Annotated in this window: 19 protein-coding genes and 2 tRNA genes; 5 read left to right on the top strand and 16 right to left on the bottom strand. The window is 71.1% G+C overall.

The features are described 5' to 3' along the window. Nucleotides 1-210: 210 nt before the first annotated feature. From ndk to folC, 3 genes are all read right to left on the bottom strand, one after another. Nucleotides 211-621, bottom strand: a complete 411-nt coding sequence (gene ndk, locus OG861_RS20810) for a nucleoside-diphosphate kinase (RefSeq protein ID WP_329195182.1) — start codon at nucleotides 619-621, stop codon at nucleotides 211-213. Between the two features lie 62 nt (nucleotides 622-683). Beyond that, nucleotides 684-1,034: a DUF4233 domain-containing protein gene (locus OG861_RS20805; protein WP_329195183.1), complete on the bottom strand. Its 351-nt coding sequence runs from the start codon at nucleotides 1,032-1,034 to the stop codon at nucleotides 684-686. Nucleotides 1,035-1,037: 3 nt separating this feature from the next. Continuing rightward, complete coding sequence (folC, locus tag OG861_RS20800; RefSeq protein ID WP_443056502.1) at nucleotides 1,038-2,576, bottom strand: bifunctional tetrahydrofolate synthase/dihydrofolate synthase; 1,539 nt, start codon at nucleotides 2,574-2,576, stop codon at nucleotides 1,038-1,040. 117 nt (nucleotides 2,577-2,693) lie between these two features. On the opposite strand from folC, the gene OG861_RS20795 reads away from it, so the two are divergent. Further along, nucleotides 2,694-3,755: a rod shape-determining protein gene (locus OG861_RS20795; RefSeq protein WP_329195185.1), complete on the top strand. Its 1,062-nt coding sequence runs from the start codon at nucleotides 2,694-2,696 to the stop codon at nucleotides 3,753-3,755. Nucleotides 3,756-3,763: 8 nt separating this feature from the next. Here OG861_RS20795 and OG861_RS20790 read toward each other — a convergent pair whose 3' ends face one another. Then, entirely contained in the window at nucleotides 3,764-4,912 is a 1,149-nt protein-coding gene (locus OG861_RS20790) for a sensor histidine kinase (protein WP_329195187.1), read from the bottom strand. A gap of 166 nt (nucleotides 4,913-5,078) precedes the next feature. Continuing rightward, nucleotides 5,079-7,700: a valine--tRNA ligase gene (locus tag OG861_RS20785; RefSeq protein WP_329195188.1), complete on the bottom strand. Its 2,622-nt coding sequence runs from the start codon at nucleotides 7,698-7,700 to the stop codon at nucleotides 5,079-5,081. A 567-nt stretch (nucleotides 7,701-8,267) separates the two neighbouring features. On the opposite strand from OG861_RS20785, the gene OG861_RS20780 reads away from it, so the two are divergent. Together OG861_RS20780 and OG861_RS20775 are read left to right on the top strand one after the other, a co-directional pair. Then, nucleotides 8,268-8,441: a hypothetical protein gene (locus tag OG861_RS20780; RefSeq protein WP_330261837.1), complete on the top strand. Its 174-nt coding sequence runs from the start codon at nucleotides 8,268-8,270 to the stop codon at nucleotides 8,439-8,441. A gap of 93 nt (nucleotides 8,442-8,534) precedes the next feature. Beyond that, entirely contained in the window at nucleotides 8,535-9,461 is a 927-nt protein-coding gene (locus OG861_RS20775) for a hypothetical protein (protein ID WP_329195191.1), read from the top strand. A 65-nt stretch (nucleotides 9,462-9,526) separates the two neighbouring features. On the opposite strand, the gene clpX is transcribed toward OG861_RS20775, so the two are convergent. From clpX to OG861_RS20750, 5 genes are all read right to left on the bottom strand, one after another. Further along, nucleotides 9,527-10,813, bottom strand: coding sequence for an ATP-dependent Clp protease ATP-binding subunit ClpX (gene clpX / locus OG861_RS20770; RefSeq protein ID WP_008738998.1), 1,287 nt, complete (start codon nucleotides 10,811-10,813; stop codon nucleotides 9,527-9,529). Between the two features lie 153 nt (nucleotides 10,814-10,966). After that, the gene (locus tag OG861_RS20765) at nucleotides 10,967-11,641 is read right to left on the bottom strand and encodes an ATP-dependent Clp protease proteolytic subunit (protein ID WP_308433546.1); all 675 of its coding nucleotides are present in this window, start codon (nucleotides 11,639-11,641) and stop codon (nucleotides 10,967-10,969) included. A gap of 48 nt (nucleotides 11,642-11,689) precedes the next feature. Then, complete coding sequence (locus OG861_RS20760; RefSeq protein ID WP_329195206.1) at nucleotides 11,690-12,307, bottom strand: ATP-dependent Clp protease proteolytic subunit; 618 nt, start codon at nucleotides 12,305-12,307, stop codon at nucleotides 11,690-11,692. Between the two features lie 287 nt (nucleotides 12,308-12,594). Beyond that, complete coding sequence (gene tig, locus OG861_RS20755) at nucleotides 12,595-13,989, bottom strand: trigger factor (protein ID WP_329195208.1); 1,395 nt, start codon at nucleotides 13,987-13,989, stop codon at nucleotides 12,595-12,597. Nucleotides 13,990-14,191: 202 nt separating this feature from the next. Beyond that, nucleotides 14,192-14,265 (bottom strand) — tRNA-Pro (locus OG861_RS20750). A 203-nt stretch (nucleotides 14,266-14,468) separates the two neighbouring features. On the opposite strand from OG861_RS20750, the gene OG861_RS20745 reads away from it, so the two are divergent. Next, nucleotides 14,469-14,539: transfer RNA gene (locus OG861_RS20745), tRNA-Gly, on the top strand. Between the two features lie 89 nt (nucleotides 14,540-14,628). Here the strand turns inward: OG861_RS20745 and OG861_RS20740 are convergent. From OG861_RS20740 to OG861_RS20725, 4 genes are all read right to left on the bottom strand, one after another. Continuing rightward, nucleotides 14,629-14,823, bottom strand: coding sequence for a hypothetical protein (locus tag OG861_RS20740; RefSeq protein WP_136216973.1), 195 nt, complete (start codon nucleotides 14,821-14,823; stop codon nucleotides 14,629-14,631). 166 nt (nucleotides 14,824-14,989) lie between these two features. Beyond that, nucleotides 14,990-15,445, bottom strand: a complete 456-nt coding sequence (locus OG861_RS20735; RefSeq protein ID WP_329195245.1) for an HD domain-containing protein — start codon at nucleotides 15,443-15,445, stop codon at nucleotides 14,990-14,992. Beyond that, on the bottom strand, nucleotides 15,442-16,842 hold the full coding sequence (locus OG861_RS20730) for a pyridoxal phosphate-dependent decarboxylase family protein (RefSeq protein WP_329195247.1): 1,401 nt from the start codon (nucleotides 16,840-16,842) through the stop codon (nucleotides 15,442-15,444). Before OG861_RS20730 ends, OG861_RS20735 begins: the two co-directional genes overlap by 4 nt. A 202-nt stretch (nucleotides 16,843-17,044) precedes the next feature. Further along, nucleotides 17,045-18,160: a PP2C family protein-serine/threonine phosphatase gene (locus OG861_RS20725; RefSeq protein WP_443056503.1), complete on the bottom strand. Its 1,116-nt coding sequence runs from the start codon at nucleotides 18,158-18,160 to the stop codon at nucleotides 17,045-17,047. Between the two features lie 141 nt (nucleotides 18,161-18,301). Here OG861_RS20725 and OG861_RS20720 point away from each other — a divergent pair, with 141 nt between their 5' ends. Continuing rightward, nucleotides 18,302-19,537, top strand: a complete 1,236-nt coding sequence (locus OG861_RS20720; protein WP_329195251.1) for a GNAT family N-acetyltransferase — start codon at nucleotides 18,302-18,304, stop codon at nucleotides 19,535-19,537. Nucleotides 19,538-19,611: 74 nt separating this feature from the next. Here OG861_RS20720 and OG861_RS20715 read toward each other — a convergent pair whose 3' ends face one another. Further along, entirely contained in the window at nucleotides 19,612-20,418 is an 807-nt protein-coding gene (locus OG861_RS20715; protein ID WP_329195253.1) for an Fpg/Nei family DNA glycosylase, read from the bottom strand. A 219-nt stretch (nucleotides 20,419-20,637) separates the two neighbouring features. Then, nucleotides 20,638-21,123, bottom strand: coding sequence for a ribose-5-phosphate isomerase (locus OG861_RS20710; RefSeq protein WP_329195255.1), 486 nt, complete (start codon nucleotides 21,121-21,123; stop codon nucleotides 20,638-20,640). Between the last annotated feature and the right edge of the window lie 226 nt (nucleotides 21,124-21,349).

Below are 21,349 nucleotides of genomic sequence, written 5' to 3'. Positions count from 1 at the left end.
GCGCGACGGGACTCCGGTAATCCCGCCGGAACGGATACCCGCCCCCTAAGTGGTGACGTCGTGTCCTGCACATGCGTTCCCGCTCGCCGCCCGTCATACCGAAGGGCGACCGAAATTACTTCGGTCGCCCCAGGTCATGAGCGCTATTTGGCTGATCTCGCGTCAGGGGCGACCGGCGCGCCGACGCCCCGGTGCGGATTCCGGATCGGCTCAGAGAGCGGGGAAGAACAGCTTGAGCTCGCGCTCCGCCGACTCCTCGGAATCCGAGGCGTGGATGAGGTTCTCCCGGGTGATGGAACCGAAGTCACCCCGAATGGAGCCGGGCGCGGCGGCGATCGGGTCGGTGGGCCCCGCCAACTGGCGGACGCCCTCGATCACGCGTTCGCCCTCGACGACGAGGACGACGACCGGACCGCTCGCCATGAAGCCCATGAGGGGCTCGTAGAAGGGCTTGCCCTTGTGCTCGCCGTAGTGCGTCTCCAGGGTCCCCTGGTCCAGCGTGCGCAGCTCCAGCGCGGGAATGGTCCAGCCGGCCTTCCGCTCGATGCGGCCGATGATCTCGCCGATCAGGCCACGACGGACGGCGTCGGGCTTGAGGATGACGAGGGTGCGCTGGGTCATGTGGTAACTCCTTGCGGCATACGGGTGCGGTCCGACGAGGCTACAGGGGGCCCGGGGGCGCCCTACGCCTCGGCCTGCGCCTCGCTCTGCGCCGCCCAGCGGGCCTTGGCGGCGTCCACCTTGCGGCCGTAGTGCACCGAGCACCACCACAGGCCGGCGAAGACCGCTCCCAGGAAGAACATCGTCGGGACGACGAACCCGCTGAGGACGAGCCCGGTCTGCAGGGCCCAGCCGAGCTGGACCGCGCCGGGGCGCGAGAGCATCCCGCACAGCAGCACGGACAGCAGCATCGCGATCCCGCACACCGTCCACACGGCCGCCTGGGTCAGGTCCGGGTCCTTCATGGCCACCAGACCCGCGAACCCGATCACGAAGAACTCGCCGATCAGCGTCGAAGCACACAGCGTGCGCATTCCTCAGCCCCTCTTCAACAGCAGGCGGGCCTCGCCCACCGTGATCACGGACCCGGTCACCAGGACCCCGGCCCCACCGTATTCGGCCTCTTCCTCCGCCAGGGTGACGGCCGCCTCCAGCGCGTCGTCCAGCCGGGGCTCCACCTGCACCCGGTCCGGCCCGAAGACCTCGACCGCGATGGCCGCCAGCTCGTCGGCCGGCATCGCACGGTGGCTGGAGTTCTGGGTGACGACGACCTCCGCGAAGATCGGCTCGAAGGCCTCGAAGACCCCCTTCACGTCCTTGTCGTCGCTCGCGCCCACCACGCCGATCAGCCGGCTGAACCCGAAGGCCTCGGTGACCGCCTCCGCGGTGACCTGCGCCCCCGCCGGGTTGTGCGCGGCGTCCAGGACTACGGTGGGGCTGCGCCGGACGACCTCCATGCGGCCCGGCGAGGTCACCGAGGCGAAGGCCCGGCGGACGGTGTCCGCGTCCAGCTCACGGGCGTGCTCGCCGCCGACGCCGAAGAACGCCTCGACCGCGGCCAGGGCCACCGCCGCGTTGTGCGCCATGTGGGCGCCGTACAGCGGCAGGAAGATGCCGTCGTACTCGCCGCCCATGCCGCGCAGGGTCAGCATCTGGCCGCCGACCGCCACCTCGCGGGAGACGACGCCGAACTCCATGCCCTCGCGGGCGACGGTCGCATCGGCCTCGACGGCCTTCTTGAGCAGCACCTGCGCCGCGTCCACCGGCTGCTGCGCCAGGATGACGGTGGCGCCCTGCTTGATGACGCCGCCCTTCTCCTGGGCGATCTCGGCCGGAGTGGATCCGAGCCGGTCCGTGTGGTCCAGGCTGATCGGGGTGATCACCGCGACCGCGCCGTCGATCACGTTGGTCGCGTCCCACGAGCCGCCCATGCCGACCTCGACCACCGCCGCGTCGACGGGCGCGTCCGCGAAGGCCGCGTACGCCATCCCGGTGAGCACCTCGAAGAACGACAGCCGGTACTCCTCGGCGGCGTCGACCATCTCCACGTACGGCTTGATGTCGTGATAGGTCTCGACGAACCGCTCGGCGCTGATCGGCGCCCCGTCCAGGCTGATCCGCTCGGTGACCGACTGCACGTGCGGGCTGGTGTAGCGGCCGGTCCGCAGGTCGAAGGCGTTCAGCAGGGCCTCGATCATGCGGGCGGTGCTGGTCTTGCCGTTGGTGCCGGTGATGTGGAGGGAGGGGTACGCGCGCTGCGGCTCGCCCAGGACGTCCATCAGCGCGGCGATCCGCGAGACGGACGGCTCCAGCTTCGTCTCGCCCCAGCGGGTGGACAGCTCCTGCTCCACCTCCTGGAGCGCCTTCGCGACCTCCGGGTCGGCGGGCGCGGCGGGCACCTGCTCGCCCTGCGGCGCTCCGCCGTGTGCGCGCAAGGTGCGGCTCCCGGCCTCGATCACCGCCAGGTCGGGGTCGCGGTCGGACTCTTCCGCGACGATCCGGTCGAACTCGTCGATCGCTTCGAAGGGCCGGCCGAGGTCGTCGGGGCCGTGGCTGTCGGGCTGCTGCTCACTCACGGGGACCAGTCTACGGACGAGGACCCGGGGGACCTTCGGCCCGGCCGTTTCGGGACCTTCGGCTGCCTTCGCGACCGTTTCGTTATGCAAGCCTTGCGGCAGCAGAGAGGGGAACGAATGCCGCAGGCCAGCACGGACGCCAGCAGGGAAAAGACGGCTTCCAGCCGTGACATAGCGATCGACCTGGGGACCGCGAACACCCTCGTCTACGCCCGGGGGCACGGGATCGTCCTCAATGAGCCGTCCGTGGTCGCGGTCAAGGCCGGTACGACGACGGCCCTGGCGGTGGGGACGGAAGCCAAGGAGACCATCGGCCGCACACCGGGCTCCATCACCGCGATCCGCCCGCTGAGGGGCGGGGTGATCTGCGACTACGAGGCCGCCGAGGAGATGATCCGGCACTTCGTGCGCAAGGCGGTCCCCGGCCGCCGGCCTCGCACCCGGATGGTGATCTGCGTGCCGTCGGGGGTGACCCCCGTCGAACGGCGGGCCATCATCCACGCCTCCACCCGCGCCGGGGCCAAGTCCGTACACCTGATCGAGGAACCGATGGCGGCGGCGATCGGCGCGGGGCTGCCGGTGTCGGAGCCCCGCGGCTCGATGGTGGTGGACATCGGCGGCGGCACCTCGGAGGTGGCCGTCATCTCGCTGGGCGGCATCGTCACCTCGCAGTCGCTGCGGGTCGGCGGCGACCGGATGGACGCCGCGATCACCGACCACGTGCGCAAGGAGCACGCGCTGCTCATCGGGGAACGCACCGCCGAGGACGTCAAGGTCGCCATCGGCTCGGCCTGGCCGGTCCCGGGCCTGCCCGAGCTGGAGAGCCGCACCCACACCGTGCGCGGGCGGGAGAAGGCCGGCGGCATGCCGAGGACGCTGGAGCTGACGGCGCTCGACGTGCGGGCCGCCCTCGACGAGCCGGTCGAGGCGATCATCGCCGCCGTGCGCACCACCTTGGAGGAGTGCCCGCCGGAGCTGTCCGGTGACGTGATGGAGCGCGGCATCGTCCTGACGGGCGGCGGGGCGCTGCTGCCGGGCCTGGACCTGCGCATCGCCTCCGCGACCGGCATCCCGGTGTTCGTGGCCGACGCGCCGCTGGACTGCGTGGCCCTCGGCTCCGGCCGCTGCGTGGAGGACATGGACACCCTCGCCGGCCTGCTGGCCCCCGCGAAGGCGTAGGACCCGCCTCAGCCGTGCGGCAGGGTCGCTTCGACGACGTACGCGTCCTCGGTACGGGTCGCCGTGAGGGTTCCGCCCAGGCTGTGGACGCGCTCGGCCATGCTCGCCGTACCGGAGCCGGCCGAGACGGGGGCGCGGGCCGGGTTCCGGTCGGCGAGGCCGTTGGTGACGCGTATGCGCAGGCACCGGGCGCCGGCCGTGACCGACACCTCGATGGTCTCGCCGCGGGCGTGCTTGGCGGCGTTGGTCAGGCACTCCTGCACCACCCGGTAGACCGCCGCCTGACGCAGCGGCGACAGCTCCCGCGCCTGAGGGTCCATCACCAGCCGTACGGGCGAGCCCGCACGCCCGCTCTCCCGCGCGAGCGCTTCGAGCCCGTCCACGCCCGGGGTCGCGGCCCGCTCCCCGCGCTGCACGATGATGTCGTTCAGCACCAGGTGCGCGCGGCGGGCCGTGTCGGCGAGCTCCTCGAAGTCCTTCGCGTAGGCGCTCTCGCGGGCCCGCACCGACAGCACCTCCGAGCGCACCGTCAGCATGGTCAGCTCCCGCCCGACGAAGTCGTGGACGTCGCGGGCCACGGAGGTCCGCTCGTCCTGGACGGCCTGGAGGACGGCGGACTCGGCGCGGCGGGTGTCGAGTTCCCGCACGAGGTCGTGCCGGTAGGCGGCGATGCCGACCGCGGAGGCGAGCACCCCGATCGGCACGACCAGGCTCAGGAAGGCGCTGAGGGTCTCCGCCCTCGGCTCGGGCCAGCCCGGCAGGCTGAACACCGCGAGCGAGAAGACCACGTACCCGGCGGTGGCGAGGATCCCGGCCCGGCGGCCCCGGTAGCGGCCGACGGAGTACAGGGCGAACTGGATCAGCGTCAGCTCGTGCAGCCAGCCGATGAACAGCAGCGCGGTGAGGTACCCGGCCCAGGGCAGCCGCCTGCGTACCAGCAGGCTCGCGCAGCCCGCGGTCAAGACGGCGGCGGCAGCCGGACCGTTCAGGGAGTTGTCGGCGGCGGCGAGTCCCGGCAGGTCCAGTGCCATCAGGGCGAGGCAGCTCAGCGCCGTCAGGACGTCCAGCGCACGCGGCGACCCGGCCCAGCTCTCGGTGACCCTGCGGCCGACGGCCACGACCCGGTGGAGCGCCGAGGCGACGGGCTTGACGTGCATGCCCTCCATCATGCGGGAGCGGCGGGGGCGATCGGACCCGGGCCGCGGGGCCCCGGGGTGATGTCCCGCACTCGGCAGGGGGCGGGGTACGGCGAAGGCGCCCCCACCACCGGCCGGTGGTGGGGGCGCCTTCGCGTGCCGCCCGGACAGGGCCCGGGGGCGGCCGCTACGCCTGCGGGAGCCCCTCCAGCTGGGCCTGGATGCGGGCGATGTCCGCCTCCGCCTTGGCGAGACGGCCCTTGATCTTGTCCACGACGTTGTCGGGCGCCTTGGCCAGGAAGGCCTCGTTCCCGAGCTTCGCCTCGGCCTGCTGCTTCTCCTTCTCGGCGGCGCCGAGGTCCTTCGTCAGGCGCTTGCGCTCGGCGGCCACGTCGATGGTCCCGGACAGGTCCAGGGCGACGGTGGCGCCGGCCACCGGCAGGGTGGCGGTGGCCTGGAAGGCCTCGCCCTCCGGCTGGAGGCGCAGCAGCTGGCGGATGGCGCCCTCGTGCGCGGCCAGCGCGGTGGCAGACAGGTCCAGGCGGGCCGGAACCTTCTGCTTGTCGTCGAGGCCCTGCTCCTTGCGGAACCGGCGGACCTCCCGGACCAGGGCCTGGACGCCCTCGATCTCGGCCTCGGCGGCCGCGTCGCGGAAGCCGCTGTCCTTCGGCCAGTCGGCGATCACGAGGGACTCGCCGCCGGTCAGCGTGGTCCACAGCGTCTCGGTGACGAAGGGGACCACCGGGTGCAGCAGCCGCAGCATGACGTCGAGGACCTCGCCGAGGACCCGGGCGGACGCCTTGGCCGGCTCGCCACCCGCGAAGAAGGTCGTCTTCGACAGCTCGACGTACCAGTCGAAGACCTCGTCCCACGCGAAGTGGTAGAGGGCGTCCGACAGCTTCGAGAACTGGTAGTCCTCGTAGAAGGCGTCGATCTCGGCGACGGTCTTGTTGAGCCGCGACAGGATCCAGCGGTCGGTCGCCGACATCTGCTCGGCGCTCGGCAGCTCGCCCTCGATCGTGGCGCCGTTCATCAGCGCGAAGCGCGTGGCGTTCCAGATCTTGTTGGCGAACTTGCTGGAAGCCTGGACCCAGTCCTCACCGATCGGGACGTCGACACCCGGGTTGGCGCCGCGCGCCAGCGTGAAGCGGACCGCGTCGGAGCCGTACCTGTCCATCCAGTCCAGCGGGTTGACCGCGTTGCCGAAGGACTTCGACATCTTCTTGCCGAACTGGTCGCGGACCATGCCGTGCAGGGCGATGGTATGGAACGGCGGGGTGCCGTCCATCGCGTACAGGCCGAACATCATCATCCGGGCGACCCAGAAGAAGAGGATGTCGTAGCCGGTGACCAGGACGGAGTTCGGGTAGAACTTCGCCAGGCTCTCGGTCTGGCGCGGCCACCCCAGCGTGGAGAAGGGCCACAGGCCGGAGGAGAACCAGGTGTCGAGGACGTCGGTGTCCTGGGTCCAGCCCTCGCCGGCGGGCGGCTGCTCGTCCGGACCGACGCAGACGACCTCGCCGTTCGGGCCGTACCAGACCGGGATGCGGTGGCCCCACCACAGCTGGCGCGAGATGCACCAGTCGTGGAGGTTGTCGACCCAGTCGAAGTAGCGCTTCTCCATCTCCTGCGGGTGGATCTTGACCTTGCCGTCGCGGACGGCGTCACCGGCGGCCTTGGCGAGCGGGCCGACCTTGACCCACCACTGCATCGAAAGGCGGGGCTCGATGGTGGTCTTGCAGCGCGAGCAGTGGCCGACGGAGTGGCTGTACGGACGCTTCTCGGCGACGATCCGTCCGTCGGCGCGGAGCGCGGCGACGATGGCGGAGCGGGCTTCCAGCCGGTCCAGACCCTGGAAGGGGCCGTGGACGGTGATGACCGCGTGCTCGTCCATGACGGCGAGGTTCGGCAGACCGTGGCGCTGGCCGATCTCGAAGTCGTTGGGGTCGTGCGCAGGGGTCACCTTGACGGCGCCGGTGCCGAACTCCGGGTCGACGTGCTCGTCGGCGACGACCGGGATCCGGCGTCCGGTGAGCGGCAGTTCGATCTCCGTGCCGACGAGGTGCGCGTAGCGCTCGTCGTCGGGGTGGACGGCGACGGCCGTGTCACCGAGCATCGTCTCGGCGCGGGTCGTCGCGACGACGATGGAGGCGTCGCCGTCGCCGTAGCGGATGGAGACGAGCTCGCCGTCGTCGTCCTGGTACTCGACCTCGATGTCGGAGATCGCCGTCAGGCAGCGCGGGCACCAGTTGATGATCCGCTCGGCGCGGTAGATCAGCTCGTCGTCGTAGAGCTTCTTGAAGATCGTCTGGACGGCCTCCGACAGGCCCTCGTCCATCGTGAAGCGCTCTCGCGACCAGTCGACCCCGTCGCCCAGGCGGCGCATCTGGCCGGAGATCTGGCCGCCGGACTCGCCCTTCCACTGCCAGACGCGCTCGACGAACGCCTCGCGGCCGAGGTCGTGGCGGGACTTGCCCTCCTTGGCGAGCTCGCGCTCGACGACGTTCTGGGTGGCGATGCCCGCGTGGTCCATGCCGGGCTGCCACAGCGTCTCGTAGCCCTGCATGCGCTTGCGGCGGGTGAGGGCGTCGATCAGCGTGTGCTCGAAGGCGTGCCCCAGGTGGAGGGAGCCGGTGACGTTGGGCGGCGGGATGACGATCGTGTACGGGGGCTTCTCGCTCTTCTCGTCCGCCTCGAAGTACCCACGCTCTACCCAGCGCTCGTAGAGCTTCCCCTCTACCTCGGCCGGCGCGTACTGGGTCGGCAGTTCGGAGTCGGGGCTGCTGGGTGTCTGCGTGTTCTCGGTCACGCACCACAGGATACGGGCGGCCCCACCCCGGTTACGAATCCGTTCCGCCCTCCGGTCCGCCTTGACCGGGTCATGACCGATCGGTCTGACTGTGCGCATGAACGAGATCACCGGGCAGCCCGCGGCCGCCCCTTCGGTACACCCCTACGCTTCCGTCCCGAACGTCCCGTCGAAGAAGCGGGTGCTCGTGAAGGTCGGAGTGGCGCTCGGGGCCCTCGTGGGCGTGGCCGCCGGCAAGGCGGCCGTGACCGCGGTCCTCGACGGCGGCCCGTCCGACGCCGGACGGTACCGGCTGGTGCCGCCCCCCTCCTTCCAGGGCCTGACGCTCCAGGACTCCGGCCCGCGCGTCGACGCGATCAAGCTGGGGCAGGGCCCGCGGAAGCCGGGCACCGAGCAGGTCGCCGTGGTCTACGCCGACGGATCGGGCACCGCGCGGCTGGTGGTCAGCGGGGCGGCCGGCCGGTTCGACGACAGGGACCCGGGCTCGGCGCTGGTCCGCGGCCTGCACGAGAGGGGGGCGGCGGACGCGCGGTCACGGAGCGGGCCGGGACGCCGGAGGGCGCCGCCATGTCGTGCGGCACGGTCCACGTCGACGCCGGTGCGCTCCCGGTGTGCATGTGGGCTGACCACAGCTCGCTCGTCACGGTCACGGTCCCCGTGGAGAACGAGCCGGTCGCGATCGCCGCGCTCGCGGAGCAGACCCGGGCACTTCGGGGCGTGATGGAGGTGCGGGCGTCGTAGTTCGGTAACGCCTGGGGCCCCGGGGCCGGGACCTGCGGGGACTTCGGCCAAGATATGACCAACATAAGAAGTTCCTAAAGGGGGACGCGGGTCATGAGTTACAACCAGCCGGGGCCGTACGGGCATCAGCCGCAGCAGCCGGGACCGTACGGCGGCCCGCAGCCGCCGCAGCAGCAGCAGCCCGGCCCGTACGGGCAGCCCGGCTACGGCTACCCGCAGCAGCCCCCGCAGCCGGGCTACCCCCAGCAGCCCCCGCAGCAGCCCTACGGCTACCAGCAGCAGCCGGGCATGCCCCCGCAGCCCCCGTACGGCGGGATGCCGCCGCAGCAGCCGCCGAAGAAGTCCAAGGCGGGCGCGGTGATCGCGGTGGTGGTCGTCCTCGGCGTGCTCGCGGGCGCCGGCTGGTACTTCACGAAGGGCGGCGGCGCCTCGGGCAAGGTGGCGGCGGACACGAAGGGCTACAAGCTGGTCCCGCCGCCGTCGGTGGACGACTTCAAGCAGGACCCGAAGTACCAGCAGAAGCCCTTCAGCGACAAGGACAGGAAAGAGGCCGAAACGGCGGGCATCAAGAACGCCAGCCAGGTGGGCATGGAATACCTGGCGGGTGACCCGAAGAACCCGTTGTCGATGAAGGGCCTCAACTTCCAGGGGGTCTTCGGCCAGATCGCCGACCCGGAGAAGGCCGTGGACGGGTACTTCGCCATGGCCAAACTGAAGGCCGCCGAGGACAAGAAGGACGCGACCGCCGAGCTCATCGGGAGCCCCAAGGAGATCAACCCCGCCGGATTCAAGGGGGCCGTGCTGAAGTGCCAGGAGATGAAGGTGACCTTCAAGGACACCGCCTCCAAGGGCCCCAAGGAGATGACCCTCCCCATCTGCATCTGGGGTGACTACAGCACGCTGAGTGTCGTCAGCGCCTCGGACGTGGCCTCCATCCTCGCGGGCAGGCCGGGCTACACCATGGAGCAGACCGCGGACCTCACCGCGAAGCTCTACAAGACCGCCCGCGTCAAGGTCTGACCCGGCGCACACGCGAAGGGGCGCCCCGGTCCTCCGGGGCGCCCCTTCGCGTATGTCCGTTGCGGCTAGGCCGACTTCTCCTGCGGGCCCTGGTCCTTCGGGACGATGCGGGGGACCAGCGTCGGGTTGACGTTGGAGCGGACCACATCGGCGGTGATGACCACGCGGGCCACGTCCTTGCGGGACGGGACCTCGTACATCACCGACATCAGGACCTCTTCCATGATGGCGCGCAGGCCGCGCGCGCCGGTCTGGCGGAGGATCGCCTGGTCCGCGATCGCCTCCAGCGCCTCGCGCTCGAAGTCCAGCTCGACGCCGTCGAGTTCGAACAGCCGCTGGTACTGCTTCACCAGCGCGTTGCGCGGCTCGATGAGGATCTGGAGCAGCGCCTCGCGGTCCAGGTTGTGGACCGAGGTGATCACGGGGAGGCGGCCGATGAACTCGGGGATCATCCCGAACTTCACCAGGTCCTCCGGCATGACCTCCTGGAACTGGTTGCTCGCCTCGATCTCCCGCTTCGAGCGGATGGTCGCCGCGAAGCCGATGCCCTTGGCGCCCGCACGCGACTCGATGATCTTCTCCAGGCCGGCGAAGGCGCCGCCCACGATGAAGAGCACGTTCGTCGTGTCGATCTGGATGAACTCCTGGTGCGGGTGCTTGCGGCCGCCCTGCGGCGGGACGGAGGCCGTCGTGCCCTCCAGGATCTTGAGGAGCGCCTGCTGGACGCCCTCGCCGCTCACGTCGCGCGTGATCGACGGGTTCTCGCTCTTGCGGGCGACCTTGTCGATCTCGTCGATGTAGATGATCCCGGTCTCGGCCTTCTTGACGTCGTAGTCGGCCGCCTGGATCAGCTTGAGCAGGATGTTCTCGACGTCCTCGCCGACGTACCCCGCCTCCGTCAGCGCCGTCGCGTCGGCGATGGCGAACGGGACGTTCAGCATGCGGGCCAGGGTCTGGGCCAGCAGCGTCTTGCCGGAGCCTGTGGGGCCGAGCAGCAGGATGTTGGACTTCGCGAGTTCGATCGCGTCGTCCCGGCCCTGCGCGCCGCCGTTCTCGCCGGCCTGGACCCGCTTGTAGTGGTTGTAGACCGCCACGGAGAGCGCCTTCTTCGCCGGCTCCTGGCCGACGACGTAGCTCTCCAGGAACTCGTAGATCTCACGGGGCTTGGGGAGTTCCTCCCACCGGACCTCGGAGGTCTCCGCGAGTTCCTCTTCGATGATCTCGTTGCAGAGGTCGATGCACTCGTCGCAGATGTAGACACCGGGTCCTGCGATGAGCTTCTTCACCTGCTTCTGGCTCTTTCCGCAGAACGAGCACTTGAGCAGATCGCCGCCGTCACCGATGCGTGCCACGAGGTGCTTCCCCTTCGCCTGGGAGACGCCTGGTTCAGCGCTCCTGGTGCCTCATATCCGACGGTACCTTGCCGGGGGCCCCGAACGGGGCCCCCTTGACGTGGTTCACATTGCCCAATGCGACAGCGCGACCACGCCAACTGGCGGCAAGGATCAGACCGCGGTGCTCTTGCGGGTGGAGACGACCTGGTCGATCAGGCCGTACGCCAGTGCGTCCTCGGCAGTGAGGATCTTGTCGCGCTCGATGTCGTCGCGGATCTTCTCGATCGGCGTCGTCGAGTGCTTGGCCAGCATGGTCTCCAGCTGGTCGCGCATGCGCAGGATCTCGTTGGCCGCGATCTCCAGGTCGGAGAGCTGCTCACGGCCGGTACCGCCGGACGGCTGGTGGATCAGGACACGGGCGTTCGGCAGGGCCAGACGCTTGCCGGGGGTACCGGCGGCGAGCAGCACGGCGGCGGCGGAGGCCGCCTGGCCCATGCAGACCGTCGAGATGTCCGGCTTCACGAACTGCATCGTGTCGTAGATCGCCGTCAGCGCGGTGAAGGAGCCGCCGGGGCTGTTGATGTAGATGGAGATGTCACGGTCCGGGTCCATCGACTCCAGGCACAGCAGCTGCGCCATGACGTCGTTGGCGGACGCGTCGTCAATCTGCACGCCGAGGAAGATGATGCGCTCCTCGAAGAGCTTCGCGTACGGGTCGTACTCGCGCACACCCTGCGAGGTGCGCTCGACGAAACGCGGGATCACGTACCGGTTGTCCACCTGAGCGCCGGTGTAGAGGCCGCTCGCGGGAGAAAGGTTGTTCATGTGCATCTGGGTGTTCACCATCCTGGTGGCGTTCTGCGGGCTGAGGCTTGCCTGGTGCGGTGCCGGGGATCAGGCCCCGGTGCCGCCACCGCCGGGGACCAGGGACGCGGCGGAGATGATCTCGTCGATGAGGCCGTACTCCTTGGCCTCCTCCGCCGTGAACCAGCGGTCGCGGTCGCCGTCGCGGATGATGGCCTCCACGGTCTGGCCGGAGTGGTGAGCGGTGATCTCGGCCATCCGCTGCTTGGTGCGCAGCAGGTACTGGGCCTGGATCTTGATGTCGGAAGCGGTGCCGCCGATGCCGGCGGAGCCCTGGTGCATCAGGATGTCGGTGTTCGGGAGCGCGAAGCGCTTGCCGGCCGTACCACCGGTGAGCAGGAACTGGCCCATGGAGGCCGCCATGCCCATACCGATGGTGACGACGTCGTTCGGGATGTACTGCATGGTGTCGTAGACCGCCATGCCCGCCGTCACCGAGCCGCCGGGGCTGTTGATGTACAGGTAGATGTCCTTCTCCGGCTCCGCGGCCAGGAGGAGGAGCTGCGCCGTGATCTTGTTCGCGATCTCGTCGTCGACCTGCTGGCCGAGGAAGATGATGCGCTCGCCGAGCAGCCGGTTGTAGACATGGTCGCCGAGGCCACCACCGATGGACGGCTCACCCGCGGCGTAAGGCTTCAGATTCGTCACGTATCCACCTGCTCGTCTCCGACGGCCACATGCCGTCTCAGCGTCTCGTTCTGGGGCGCGGACCAGCCGGTGCGGACGATGTCCGCCGGCGTCGGGTAATCCCGTGCCCTCGTATTCATGGACCCTAACGCGCAGGTCGGACAACGCCATCCCGCTTCCCGAACTGTTCGCTCGGAGCGCAAGGTCCCGGGGCCCCCGCGCGGGACGACGAGGGGCCCGGACGCGGTCGCGTCCGGGCCCCTCGGGGCACTGCCGGGTGGGCGGGGCGTGCGGCCCGCCCGGGGGTGTTACTTGGCCTCGTCGCCCTCGGTCTCGGCGTCGGCCTCGACGGCCGCCTCGACCGTCTCGGCGGCCGTCTCGACCTCGTCCTCGTCGTCGGAGAGGTCGACGACCTCACCGTTGGTGTCGACGACCTTGGCGGCCTCGACGACGACCGCGAGGGCCTTGCCGCGGGCGACCTCGCCGACCAGCATCGGGACCTGGCCGCCCTCGACGACCGCCTGGGCGAACTGGTCGGGGGACATGCCGGAGGACTGCGCGCGGCGCATGAGGTGCTCGGTGAGCTCCTCCTGGTTGACGCCCAGCTTCTCCTTGTTGACCAGGGCGTCCAGCAGGAACTGGGTCTTGATGCCCTTGACGGCCTGCTCGGAGGTCTCGGCGTCGAACTCCTCGACCGTCTTGCCCTGGATCTCCAGGAACTTCTCCAGGTTCAGGCCCATCTGGCCGAGCTGGTGGTGCTCCAGGTTGTGCTTGCGGGTCTGGACCTCGTCCGCGAGCAGCTTCTCGGGGACGGGGATCTCCGCGAGCTCCAGGAACTTCTCCAGGACGCGCTCCTGGGCCTGGGTGGCCTGGTCGTACTGCTTCATGTTCTCGAGGCGCTTGCGGCTGTCCGCCTTGAGCTCTTCGAGGGTGTCGAACTCGCTCGCCATCTGCGCGAACTCGTCGTCCAGCTCCGGCAGCTCGCGGGCGGAGACCTTGGTGACCTTGACGGTGACCTCGGCGTCCTTGCCCTCGGCGGAGCCACCCTTGAGCTGGGAGGTGAAGGTGGCCTCGCCACCGGCCTCCAGGCCCTTGACGGCCTCGTCGATGCCGTCGAGGAGCTCGCCCGAGCCGATGGTGTAGGAGACGTCCTGGGCGACACCGTCCTCCAGCACCTCGCCCTCGACCTTGGCCTCCAGGTCGAGGGTGACGACGTCGCCGTCCTGGGCGGCGCGCTCGACGTCCTTGGTGGACGCGAAACGGCCGCGCAGCTGCTCGACCGACTTCTCGACGTCCTCCTCGGTGACCTCGACGGCGTCCACGGTGACCTCGATGCCGGAGTAGTCCGGGATCTCGATCTCGGGGCGGACGTCCACCTCGGCGGTGAAGGCCAGCAGCTCGCCGTCCTTCAGCTCCGTGATGTCGACCTCGGGCTGGCCCAGCGGGTTCAGGTCGGCCTCGTTGACCGCCTCGGTGTAGAACTTCGGGAGGGCGTCGTTGACGGCCTCCTCCAGCACCGCACCGCGGCCGAAGCGCTGGTCGATGACGCGGGCCGGGATCTTGCCCTTGCGGAAGCCCTTCACCGTGACCTGCTGGTTGATCTTCTTGTAGGCCGCGTCGAGGCTGTCCTTGAGCTCCTCGAAGGGCACCTCAACAGTGAGCCGAACCCGAGTCGGGTTCAGGGTCTCCACGGCGCTCTTCACGGTTCGGTCTCCTTGTGGCTGACTGCTGGGGGTTCTGCCGTCGCGCTGCGATTCAGCGGTTCGGCGGATTCGGCCCGGCATCAGACACACGGGCACGCAGCTTGCATAGTAACCGCAAGCGGCAATCAGCCCACAACGCGATCACCGCGGCGATCTTCGGTGGGGCGTGCCCGGGGACACTGTGTGGAGAAGGTGCTACTAGTCGGGGTGGCCGGATTCGAACCGACGACCTTCCGCTCCCAAAGCGGACGCGCTACCAAGCTGCGCCACACCCCGTCGGTGCGACACGTAGGGTACATGCCCGAAGACGGTCCGACACGCCGCTTTCCCAGGGAACGCGCCCCGCCCGGGCCCCGCCGGCGAACGCGACCACGACGGCGGCCACGAAGGGCGGACCGAAATGCGGTGTGCGATCCCCCCGCCCGACCCGCTAGTATGCTGTCCGTGCCGCGGTCCCGAGGACCTGCGGCGCACGCATTGCGGGTGTAGCTCAATGGTAGAGCCCTAGTCTTCCAAACTAGCTACGCGGGTTCGATTCCCGTCACCCGCTCTTATGGCCGAGGGCCGGGCAGAGGATGACTCCTCCGTCCGGCCCTCGGTCGTTCTTGCGGGGGGTGCGGCCCGGGGTCCGGGGCCGGGTCAGAGCTTGATGCCGGCGATGGTGTCCGCCAGGGAGTTCAGGAAGCGGTTCACGTCCGGGGCGATGGAGCTGGACGCGAGGAAGAAGCCGAAGAGGACCGCGACGATCGCCGGGCCGGCCTTGATGTGGCTGCCGCGGATCAGCACCACCAGAATGATCGCCAACAGAACCACCACTGACAGCGAAATGGCCACTACTGATCACACCTTCGGTCGTCCCCTGGTCGGCCCGGGGCACTTGCCCCCACAAGGACCATCCTCCCACCAACCGGGCCCGGCTATCCGTCCCGTGACGAACCGCCATCGCGGGTTTTCGCTCAACCGCAGGTGTCGGCCGCATATTTCGGGCGCGGGGCGGGGGTCAAGGGGTGGGCAGGCCGAGGAGCGAGCGGACATACGCGTACTTCGCGGACAGCCGGTCGCGGGTGGGGCGGTCCAGGACGGCGAGGCGGGCGGGGTCGGCGTTGTGCGCCAGGTCCGCCTCCTTGACCAGCAGGGCGCCCTCGGTGGCGAGGATGCGGGCCGTGTACTCCTCGACCGGCTCGCCCGGGATCTTCGTCAGCGCGAGGACCATGGCCTTGACCCCCTCGGGGAGGGCGGCCGTTTCCAGCCAGGCGGGGGTGAGGGCGTGGTCCTCGATCGCGTCGTGGAGCCAGGCGGCGGCCTGCTGCTCGGGCGTGCCGCCGCGCATGCGCACGCCCTCGGCGACGGCGGCGAGGTGCTCGGCGTAGGGACGGCCGGCCTTGTCGGTCTGCCCCTCGTGCGCCGCGCGGGCGAGGGCCTCCACTTCGAGGAGGGTCAGGACCCCGTCCGTCATGTGAGCTCCCTTGCTGCCGTACGGAGGGCCTGGGCGGCCCGGCGCACATCCGCCCCGGTGGTGCGCCAGTTGGAGAACGCGGCGCGCAGCGCGGGGGTTCCCGCGTAGACGGTGGGGGTGACGAACACCTCCGGCTGCACGGCCTCGCGGAGGGCGGTGAGACGGGCGGGGGTGGGGGCGTCGGCGAGGGTGAAGCAGACGACGTTGAGGCGGACGGGGGCGAGGAGGGTGAGGGCCGGGTCCGCGGAGAGCTCGGCGCCGAGGGCGCGGGCGCAGGCGATGTCGCGCTCGACGATTTCCCGGTGGCCCTCGCGGCCGTACGCGCGGAGCGTGAACCAGGCGGCGAGGGCGCGCAGCCGGTGGGAGTTCTCGGGGGTCAGGTGGACCAGGTCCGGGTGGTCGCCGAGGGGCCCGAGGTAGGCGGCGGCGTTCTGGAAGACGCGGGCCTGGAGGTCGCGGCGACGGGTGAACTGGACGGCGCTGTCGTAGGGGACGTTGAGCCACTTGTGCAGGTCGACGCAGACGGAGTCGGCGGCGTCGAGGCCGTCGGTGAGGTGGGCGTGGTCCGGGGAGAGCGCGGCGAAGGCGCCGAAGGCGGCGTCGGTGTGGAGCCAGAAGTCGTGCCGGGTCTTGAGGGCGGCGAGGGCGCGCAGGTCGTCGAAGTCGACGGTGTTGACGGTGCCGGCGTTGGCGACGACGACGGCGGGGCCGGGCGTGTCGGCCAGGGCCCGGTCGAGGGCGGCGGGGTCGACGGCCTCCCGGCCGGGGAGGGTCGGGACGGGGACCAGGGCGCTCCGGCCGAGGCCGAGGAGGGAGAGGGCCTTGGCGATGGAGGAGTGCGGGGCGCCGGAGAGGACGCGGACGGGGCCGAGGGCTGCCGCGCCGTCGTCGGAGGGGGAGACGCCGAGGCGTTCGCCGAGCCACTCGCGGGCGATGGCGAGGCCGGTGGTGTTGGACATGGTGGCGCCGCTGACGAAGGTGCCGGTGTGGGCGGGACCGAGGCCGAAGAGGTCGCGGAGCCAGGTGACGGTCTCGCGTTCGAGGTCTTGACCGGCGCCGTCGAGGGCGGAGTTGCTGTTCTGGTCGTGGGCGGCGGTGAGCCAGTCGCCGGCGAGGGCGGCGGGGGTGGCGCCGCCGGTGACGAAGCCGAGGTAGCGGGGGCCGGCGGAGGCGGAGAGGCGGGGGGCCCAGCGGGTGCGGAAGGCGGTGAGGGTGGCTTCGGTGCCGGTGGGGGTGTCGGGGAGGGGCTCGGGGGTGAGGGGCGGCTCCGCCGGTGTCCCGGCGCCGGGGAGGACGGGGCGGGTGTCGAGGGTGGCGAGGGCCTCGGCGGCGGCGTGGCGGGTGGCGTCGAGGAGGGCGGGGAGGCGGGCGAGGTCGGCGGCGAGGGTGGGATGCATTCGGGCACGTTATGCGGGGGGTGGGGGCCGGGGGGCGGGCCAATCGGCGGTGGGTGGCCCCCTGCCTCGCCGGGGGGCGCCGGATCCCGTGCGGCGCCGCGGCGCGAGCGGCCCCGGCTGCGCCGGGCATTGCGGGGCTCCGCCCGGCTGCGGACCGCGCCTCAAACGCCGGCGGGGCTGGATCATGCCGGCAGCGTCCCCCTTACGGGGAGCGGCGGATGAGGAGGAGGGCGCGGTCGTCGTTGACGTCCTTGGCCACCTTCTCGATGAGGTGCCAGGTCGCGCCGTCCCAGCCGGCGGCGACGTAGCGGTCGGCTTCGCCCGTCAGGCGGTCGATGCCCTCGCTGATGTCGCGGTCCGCGGTCTCGACCAGGCCGTCCGTGAAGAGCATCAGGACGTCCCCGCGGCGGAGGTTCCCGCGGGCCGGGGTGAATTCCGCGCCGTCGTAGACGCCGAGCAGCGGGCCCTCGCCGGAGACCTCCCGCCAGCGGCCGGTGCCCGCGGAGAGCTGGAGGGCGGGGAGGTGGCCGGCGGAGAGGAGTTCGTAGTCCCCGGTCTCCAGGTCCAGGACGAGGTGGATGGAGGTGGCGAAGCCCTCCTCCCAGTCCTGGCGCAGCAGGTAGCCGTTGGCGGCGGGCAGGAACCCGTGCGGGGGCAGGGCCCCGAGCAGGCCGCCGAAGGCCCCGGAGAGGAGGAGGGCGCGGGAGCCGGCCTCCATGCCCTTGCCGGAGACGTCGGTGAGGACGACCTCCAGGGTCCGGCCGCCGTTCGTGCGGGCGGCCACCACGAAGTCCCCGGAGAAGGACTGGCCGCCGGCCGGTCGCAGGGCCATCTCCCGGTGCCACCCGGACGGCAGGGACGGCAGCTTGCTCTGCACCCGGATCCGTTCGCGCAGGTCGAACAGCATGGTGCCGCCGCGCCGCCACGGCACTCCGACCCGGCTGCGGAACTGGGCGATGACCAGCCCGAAGAACCCGCAGGCCGCCACCACCAGCACCGTGCCGGGCGTGACCCTGGCCGGCCCCTCGGTGTACGGGCCCAGTACGAGCGCCTCCACGATCAGGGCGACGGCCGAGGCGGCGTACAGGGCGAGCAGGCTGGCCGGCCGCAGCAGCAGGCCGCCCGCCACGATCGGCAGGACGAGCGCGGACGGCGAGAACCAGACGGGCATCATCAGTGTGCCGAAGGCGATCGCGGGCACGGTGAGGAGCAGGCCCCCGAAGGCGAGCCAGTCGGAGGCGTCCCCACGGAAGTAGTCGACCGCGGATTTGCGCAGCCCGGTGCGTGCCCGGTGCGACAGCATGCGCGTCCGGGCCATGAGCGTCTCCACACCTGCTCCGGCCATTGCTTCGGGACCCTATCCATCCTGGCTGTGCGCGCGCAGGGGTACCCCCGGACCTGGGGCCCGCCGAGGGGCGAAAACGCGACTGGACGGGATTGCCCTGATAAGGATGCGCATATGGCTCTTGAGACGCGGGTATTGCAGGCTGATGAGTGGGATGTCTGGTACGACCACCTTGAACTGGCGTTCGGCGGTGTGCCCGAGTCCCCCGAGGAGCGTGAACTCTACAAGTCCCTCACGGAGTTGGAACGTTCGCTCGCGGTGTGGGACGGCGAGGACTGCGTGGGTTCGGCGAGCGCGTTCAGCTTCCGGCTGTCGGTGCCGGGCGGGGTTCTGGTGCCCGCCGCGGGCGTCACGATGGTGGGCGTCGCGCCGACCCACCGCCGGCGCGGGGTGCTGACGTCGCTGATGCGCCGCCAATTGGACGACATCCGGGCGGGTGGTGAACCACTCGCCGTGCTGACGGCCTCGGAGCCCGCGATCTACGGACGGTTCGGCTACGGAACCGGCACCTACGCGCTGGCCCTGGAGATCGACACCAGCCGCGTACGGCTCTGCGCGCCTCCGGGGACCGACGCGATCAGGCTGCGCCTCGTGGACCCGGAGAAGGCCCTGGCCGACTGTGAGCGGGTCTACGCCGCCCTGACGGCGCTGCGGCCGGGGATGCCCGCCCGGCAGCCGGGCTGGGAGCGGCAGGCGCTGCTGGACCCGGAGTCCGTGCGGGCGGGCGCCTCGCCGCTCAAGTGCGTGGTCGCCGAGGGGCCGGACGGGCAGGTGGCGGGGTACGCCCGCTACCGGGTGAAGCCCGAGTGGGAGCCCACCGGCGCGGCGGGGAAGGTGGAGGTGTGCGACCTCGACGCGCTGGACCCGGCGGTGTACGCGGCGCTGTGGCGCTACCTCTGCGGGATCGACCTGACGTCGACCGTGCGGGCCACCGGGCGCCCGGCGGACGATCCGGTGCTGCACCTGGTGAGCGACGTGCGGCGGTCGAGGCCGAACCCGCGCGACGCGCTGTACGTGCGGCTCGTGGATCTCGGAGCGGCGCTGGAGGCGCGCAGGTACGGGACGCCGCTGGACGTGGTCCTGGAGGTGGAGGACGCGTTCTGTCCGTGGAACGAGGGGCGGTGGCGGCTGCGCGTCGGGCCGGACGGGACGGCGTCCTGCGTGCGCAGCGCCGACCCGGTGGACCTGGAGCTGTCGGTGCGGGACCTGGGCTCGGCGTACCTGGGCGGGATCACGCTGACCTCGCTGGCCGGCGCCGGGCGCGTGCGCGAGCTGCGCCCTGGCGCACTGGTGCGGGCCTCACGGGCCTTCGCCGGTGACGTGGCGCCCTGGCTCCCCCACGGGTTCTGAGGCGCACGCCTGGGCCGTCTCTTGCGGATCGGGCCTGACCCGCGCCGCCCGGCAAGATCCGAAAGAGACGGCGCCTAGCGGATCTGGCAGCCCGGGCACCAGAAGAGGTTGCGGGCGGCGAGGCCGGCGGTGCGGATCTCGCCCCCGCAGATGTGGCAGGGCATGTTCGCCCTGCGGTAGACGTACACCTCGCCGCCGTGGTCGTCGACCCTGGGCGGGCGGCCCATGGCCTGCGGCATGTGCTCGTCGCGGACGGTGTCGATCCGGTTGTTCCGTACGCCCTCGCGCATGAGGGCCACCAGGTCGGCCCAGACGGCGTCCCACTCCGCCCGCGTCAGGTCCTTGCCGAGCCGGTACGGGTCGATGCCGTGCCGGAAGAGCACCTCGGCCCGGTAGACGTTGCCCACGCCCGCGATCACCTTCTGGTCCATGAGCAGCGCGGCGACGGTGCTACGGGAGCGGGAGATCCGCTTCCACGCCCGGTCGGGGTCGTCGCCCGGGCGCAGCGGGTCGGGGCCGAGACGCTCGTGTATCGCCTTCTTCTCGCCCTCGCCGAGCAGCGCGCAGGCGGTCGGCCCGCGCAGATCGGCCCAGTGGTCCTCGTTGGCCAGGCGCAGGCGGACCGTGTCGGTGGCGGGCGGGGCCGGCGCGGGGCCGAAGCCGAGCTTGCCGAAGAGGCCGAGGTGGATGTGGATCCAGGCGTCGCCGAGTTCCAGGAAGAGGTGCTTGCCGTGCGCCTCGGCGCTCTCCAGGGTGCGGCCGTCGAGCAGGGCGGCGCTCTCGGCGAACCGGCCCTGCGGGCTGCTCACCCGTACCGGACGCCCGGCGAAGCGTGCGGTGTGGTCCTGGGCGAGGCGGTGGATCGTATGCCCCTCGGGCACGGCGGGGCTCCTCACGGCGACGAGCGGGAAGGCGGGCGGGACGACGGGCGGGCAAACGAGCGTGGCGCCGGGCGGGGCGACGGGCGCGAGGCCGGGCGGAAAGACGCGCGGCTCGCCGCGGGCGCCCGGAGCGGCGGGAACAGCCGTGCCGCTCGCCCGGAGCGGCGGGAACAGCCGTGCCGCCGGTGTCCGGCGGCACGGCCCACAAGATCGTGCGGATCAGCCCTGGGGGTGGTGGGCCGGGATCGGGGGGAGCTCGCCGGTGGTCTCGTACGCGGTGAGCATGTCGATGCGGCGGGTGTGGCGTTCCTCGCCGGAGTACGGGGTCGCCAGGAAGGCCTCGATGAAGGCGACGGCCTCGTCCTGGGTGTGCATCCGGCCGCCGACGGAGATCACGTTGGCGTTGTTGTGCTCACGGCCGAGCTTCGCGGTCTCGACGCTCCAGGCCAGGATGGCGCGGACGCCCTTGACCTTGTTCGCGGCGATCTGCTCGCCGTTGCCGGAGCCGCCGATGACGATGCCGAGGCTGTCAGCGTCCGCCGCGGTCTTCTCCGCGGCGCGCAGGCAGAACGGCGGGTAGTCGTCGACCGCGTCGTAGATGTGGGGCCCGCAGTCGACGGGCTCGTGGCCGTTGTTCTTGAGCCAGTCCACGAGGTGGTTCTTCAGCTCAAAGCCGGCATGGTCAGATCCGAGGTACACGCGCATGGGTCGAGTGTGGCACGGCCTGCCTGGACTACGGCTGGAGGGTGGCGACGGGGGTGTGGCATGAGTCACCCGCCAAGCTCAAATTATGCCCAACAACCCAGACGGGACGGGGTGGGACGAAGGTCCCGGACTTTAGCCCGGGGCAACCTTCCGGAACGAGGTCTTCCGTCTGGCGTTCATCTCAGGTTTCAATGCCGGGACTCGCAACCCGAGAACCTAAGGAATC

The sequence above is a fragment of the Streptomyces sp. NBC_00539 genome (genome assembly GCF_036346105.1).
Lineage (GTDB): Bacteria > Actinomycetota > Actinomycetes > Streptomycetales > Streptomycetaceae > Streptomyces.
The sequence above is the reverse complement of the archived record's forward strand: the minus strand, read 5'-3'. Positions and strand labels throughout refer to the sequence as shown.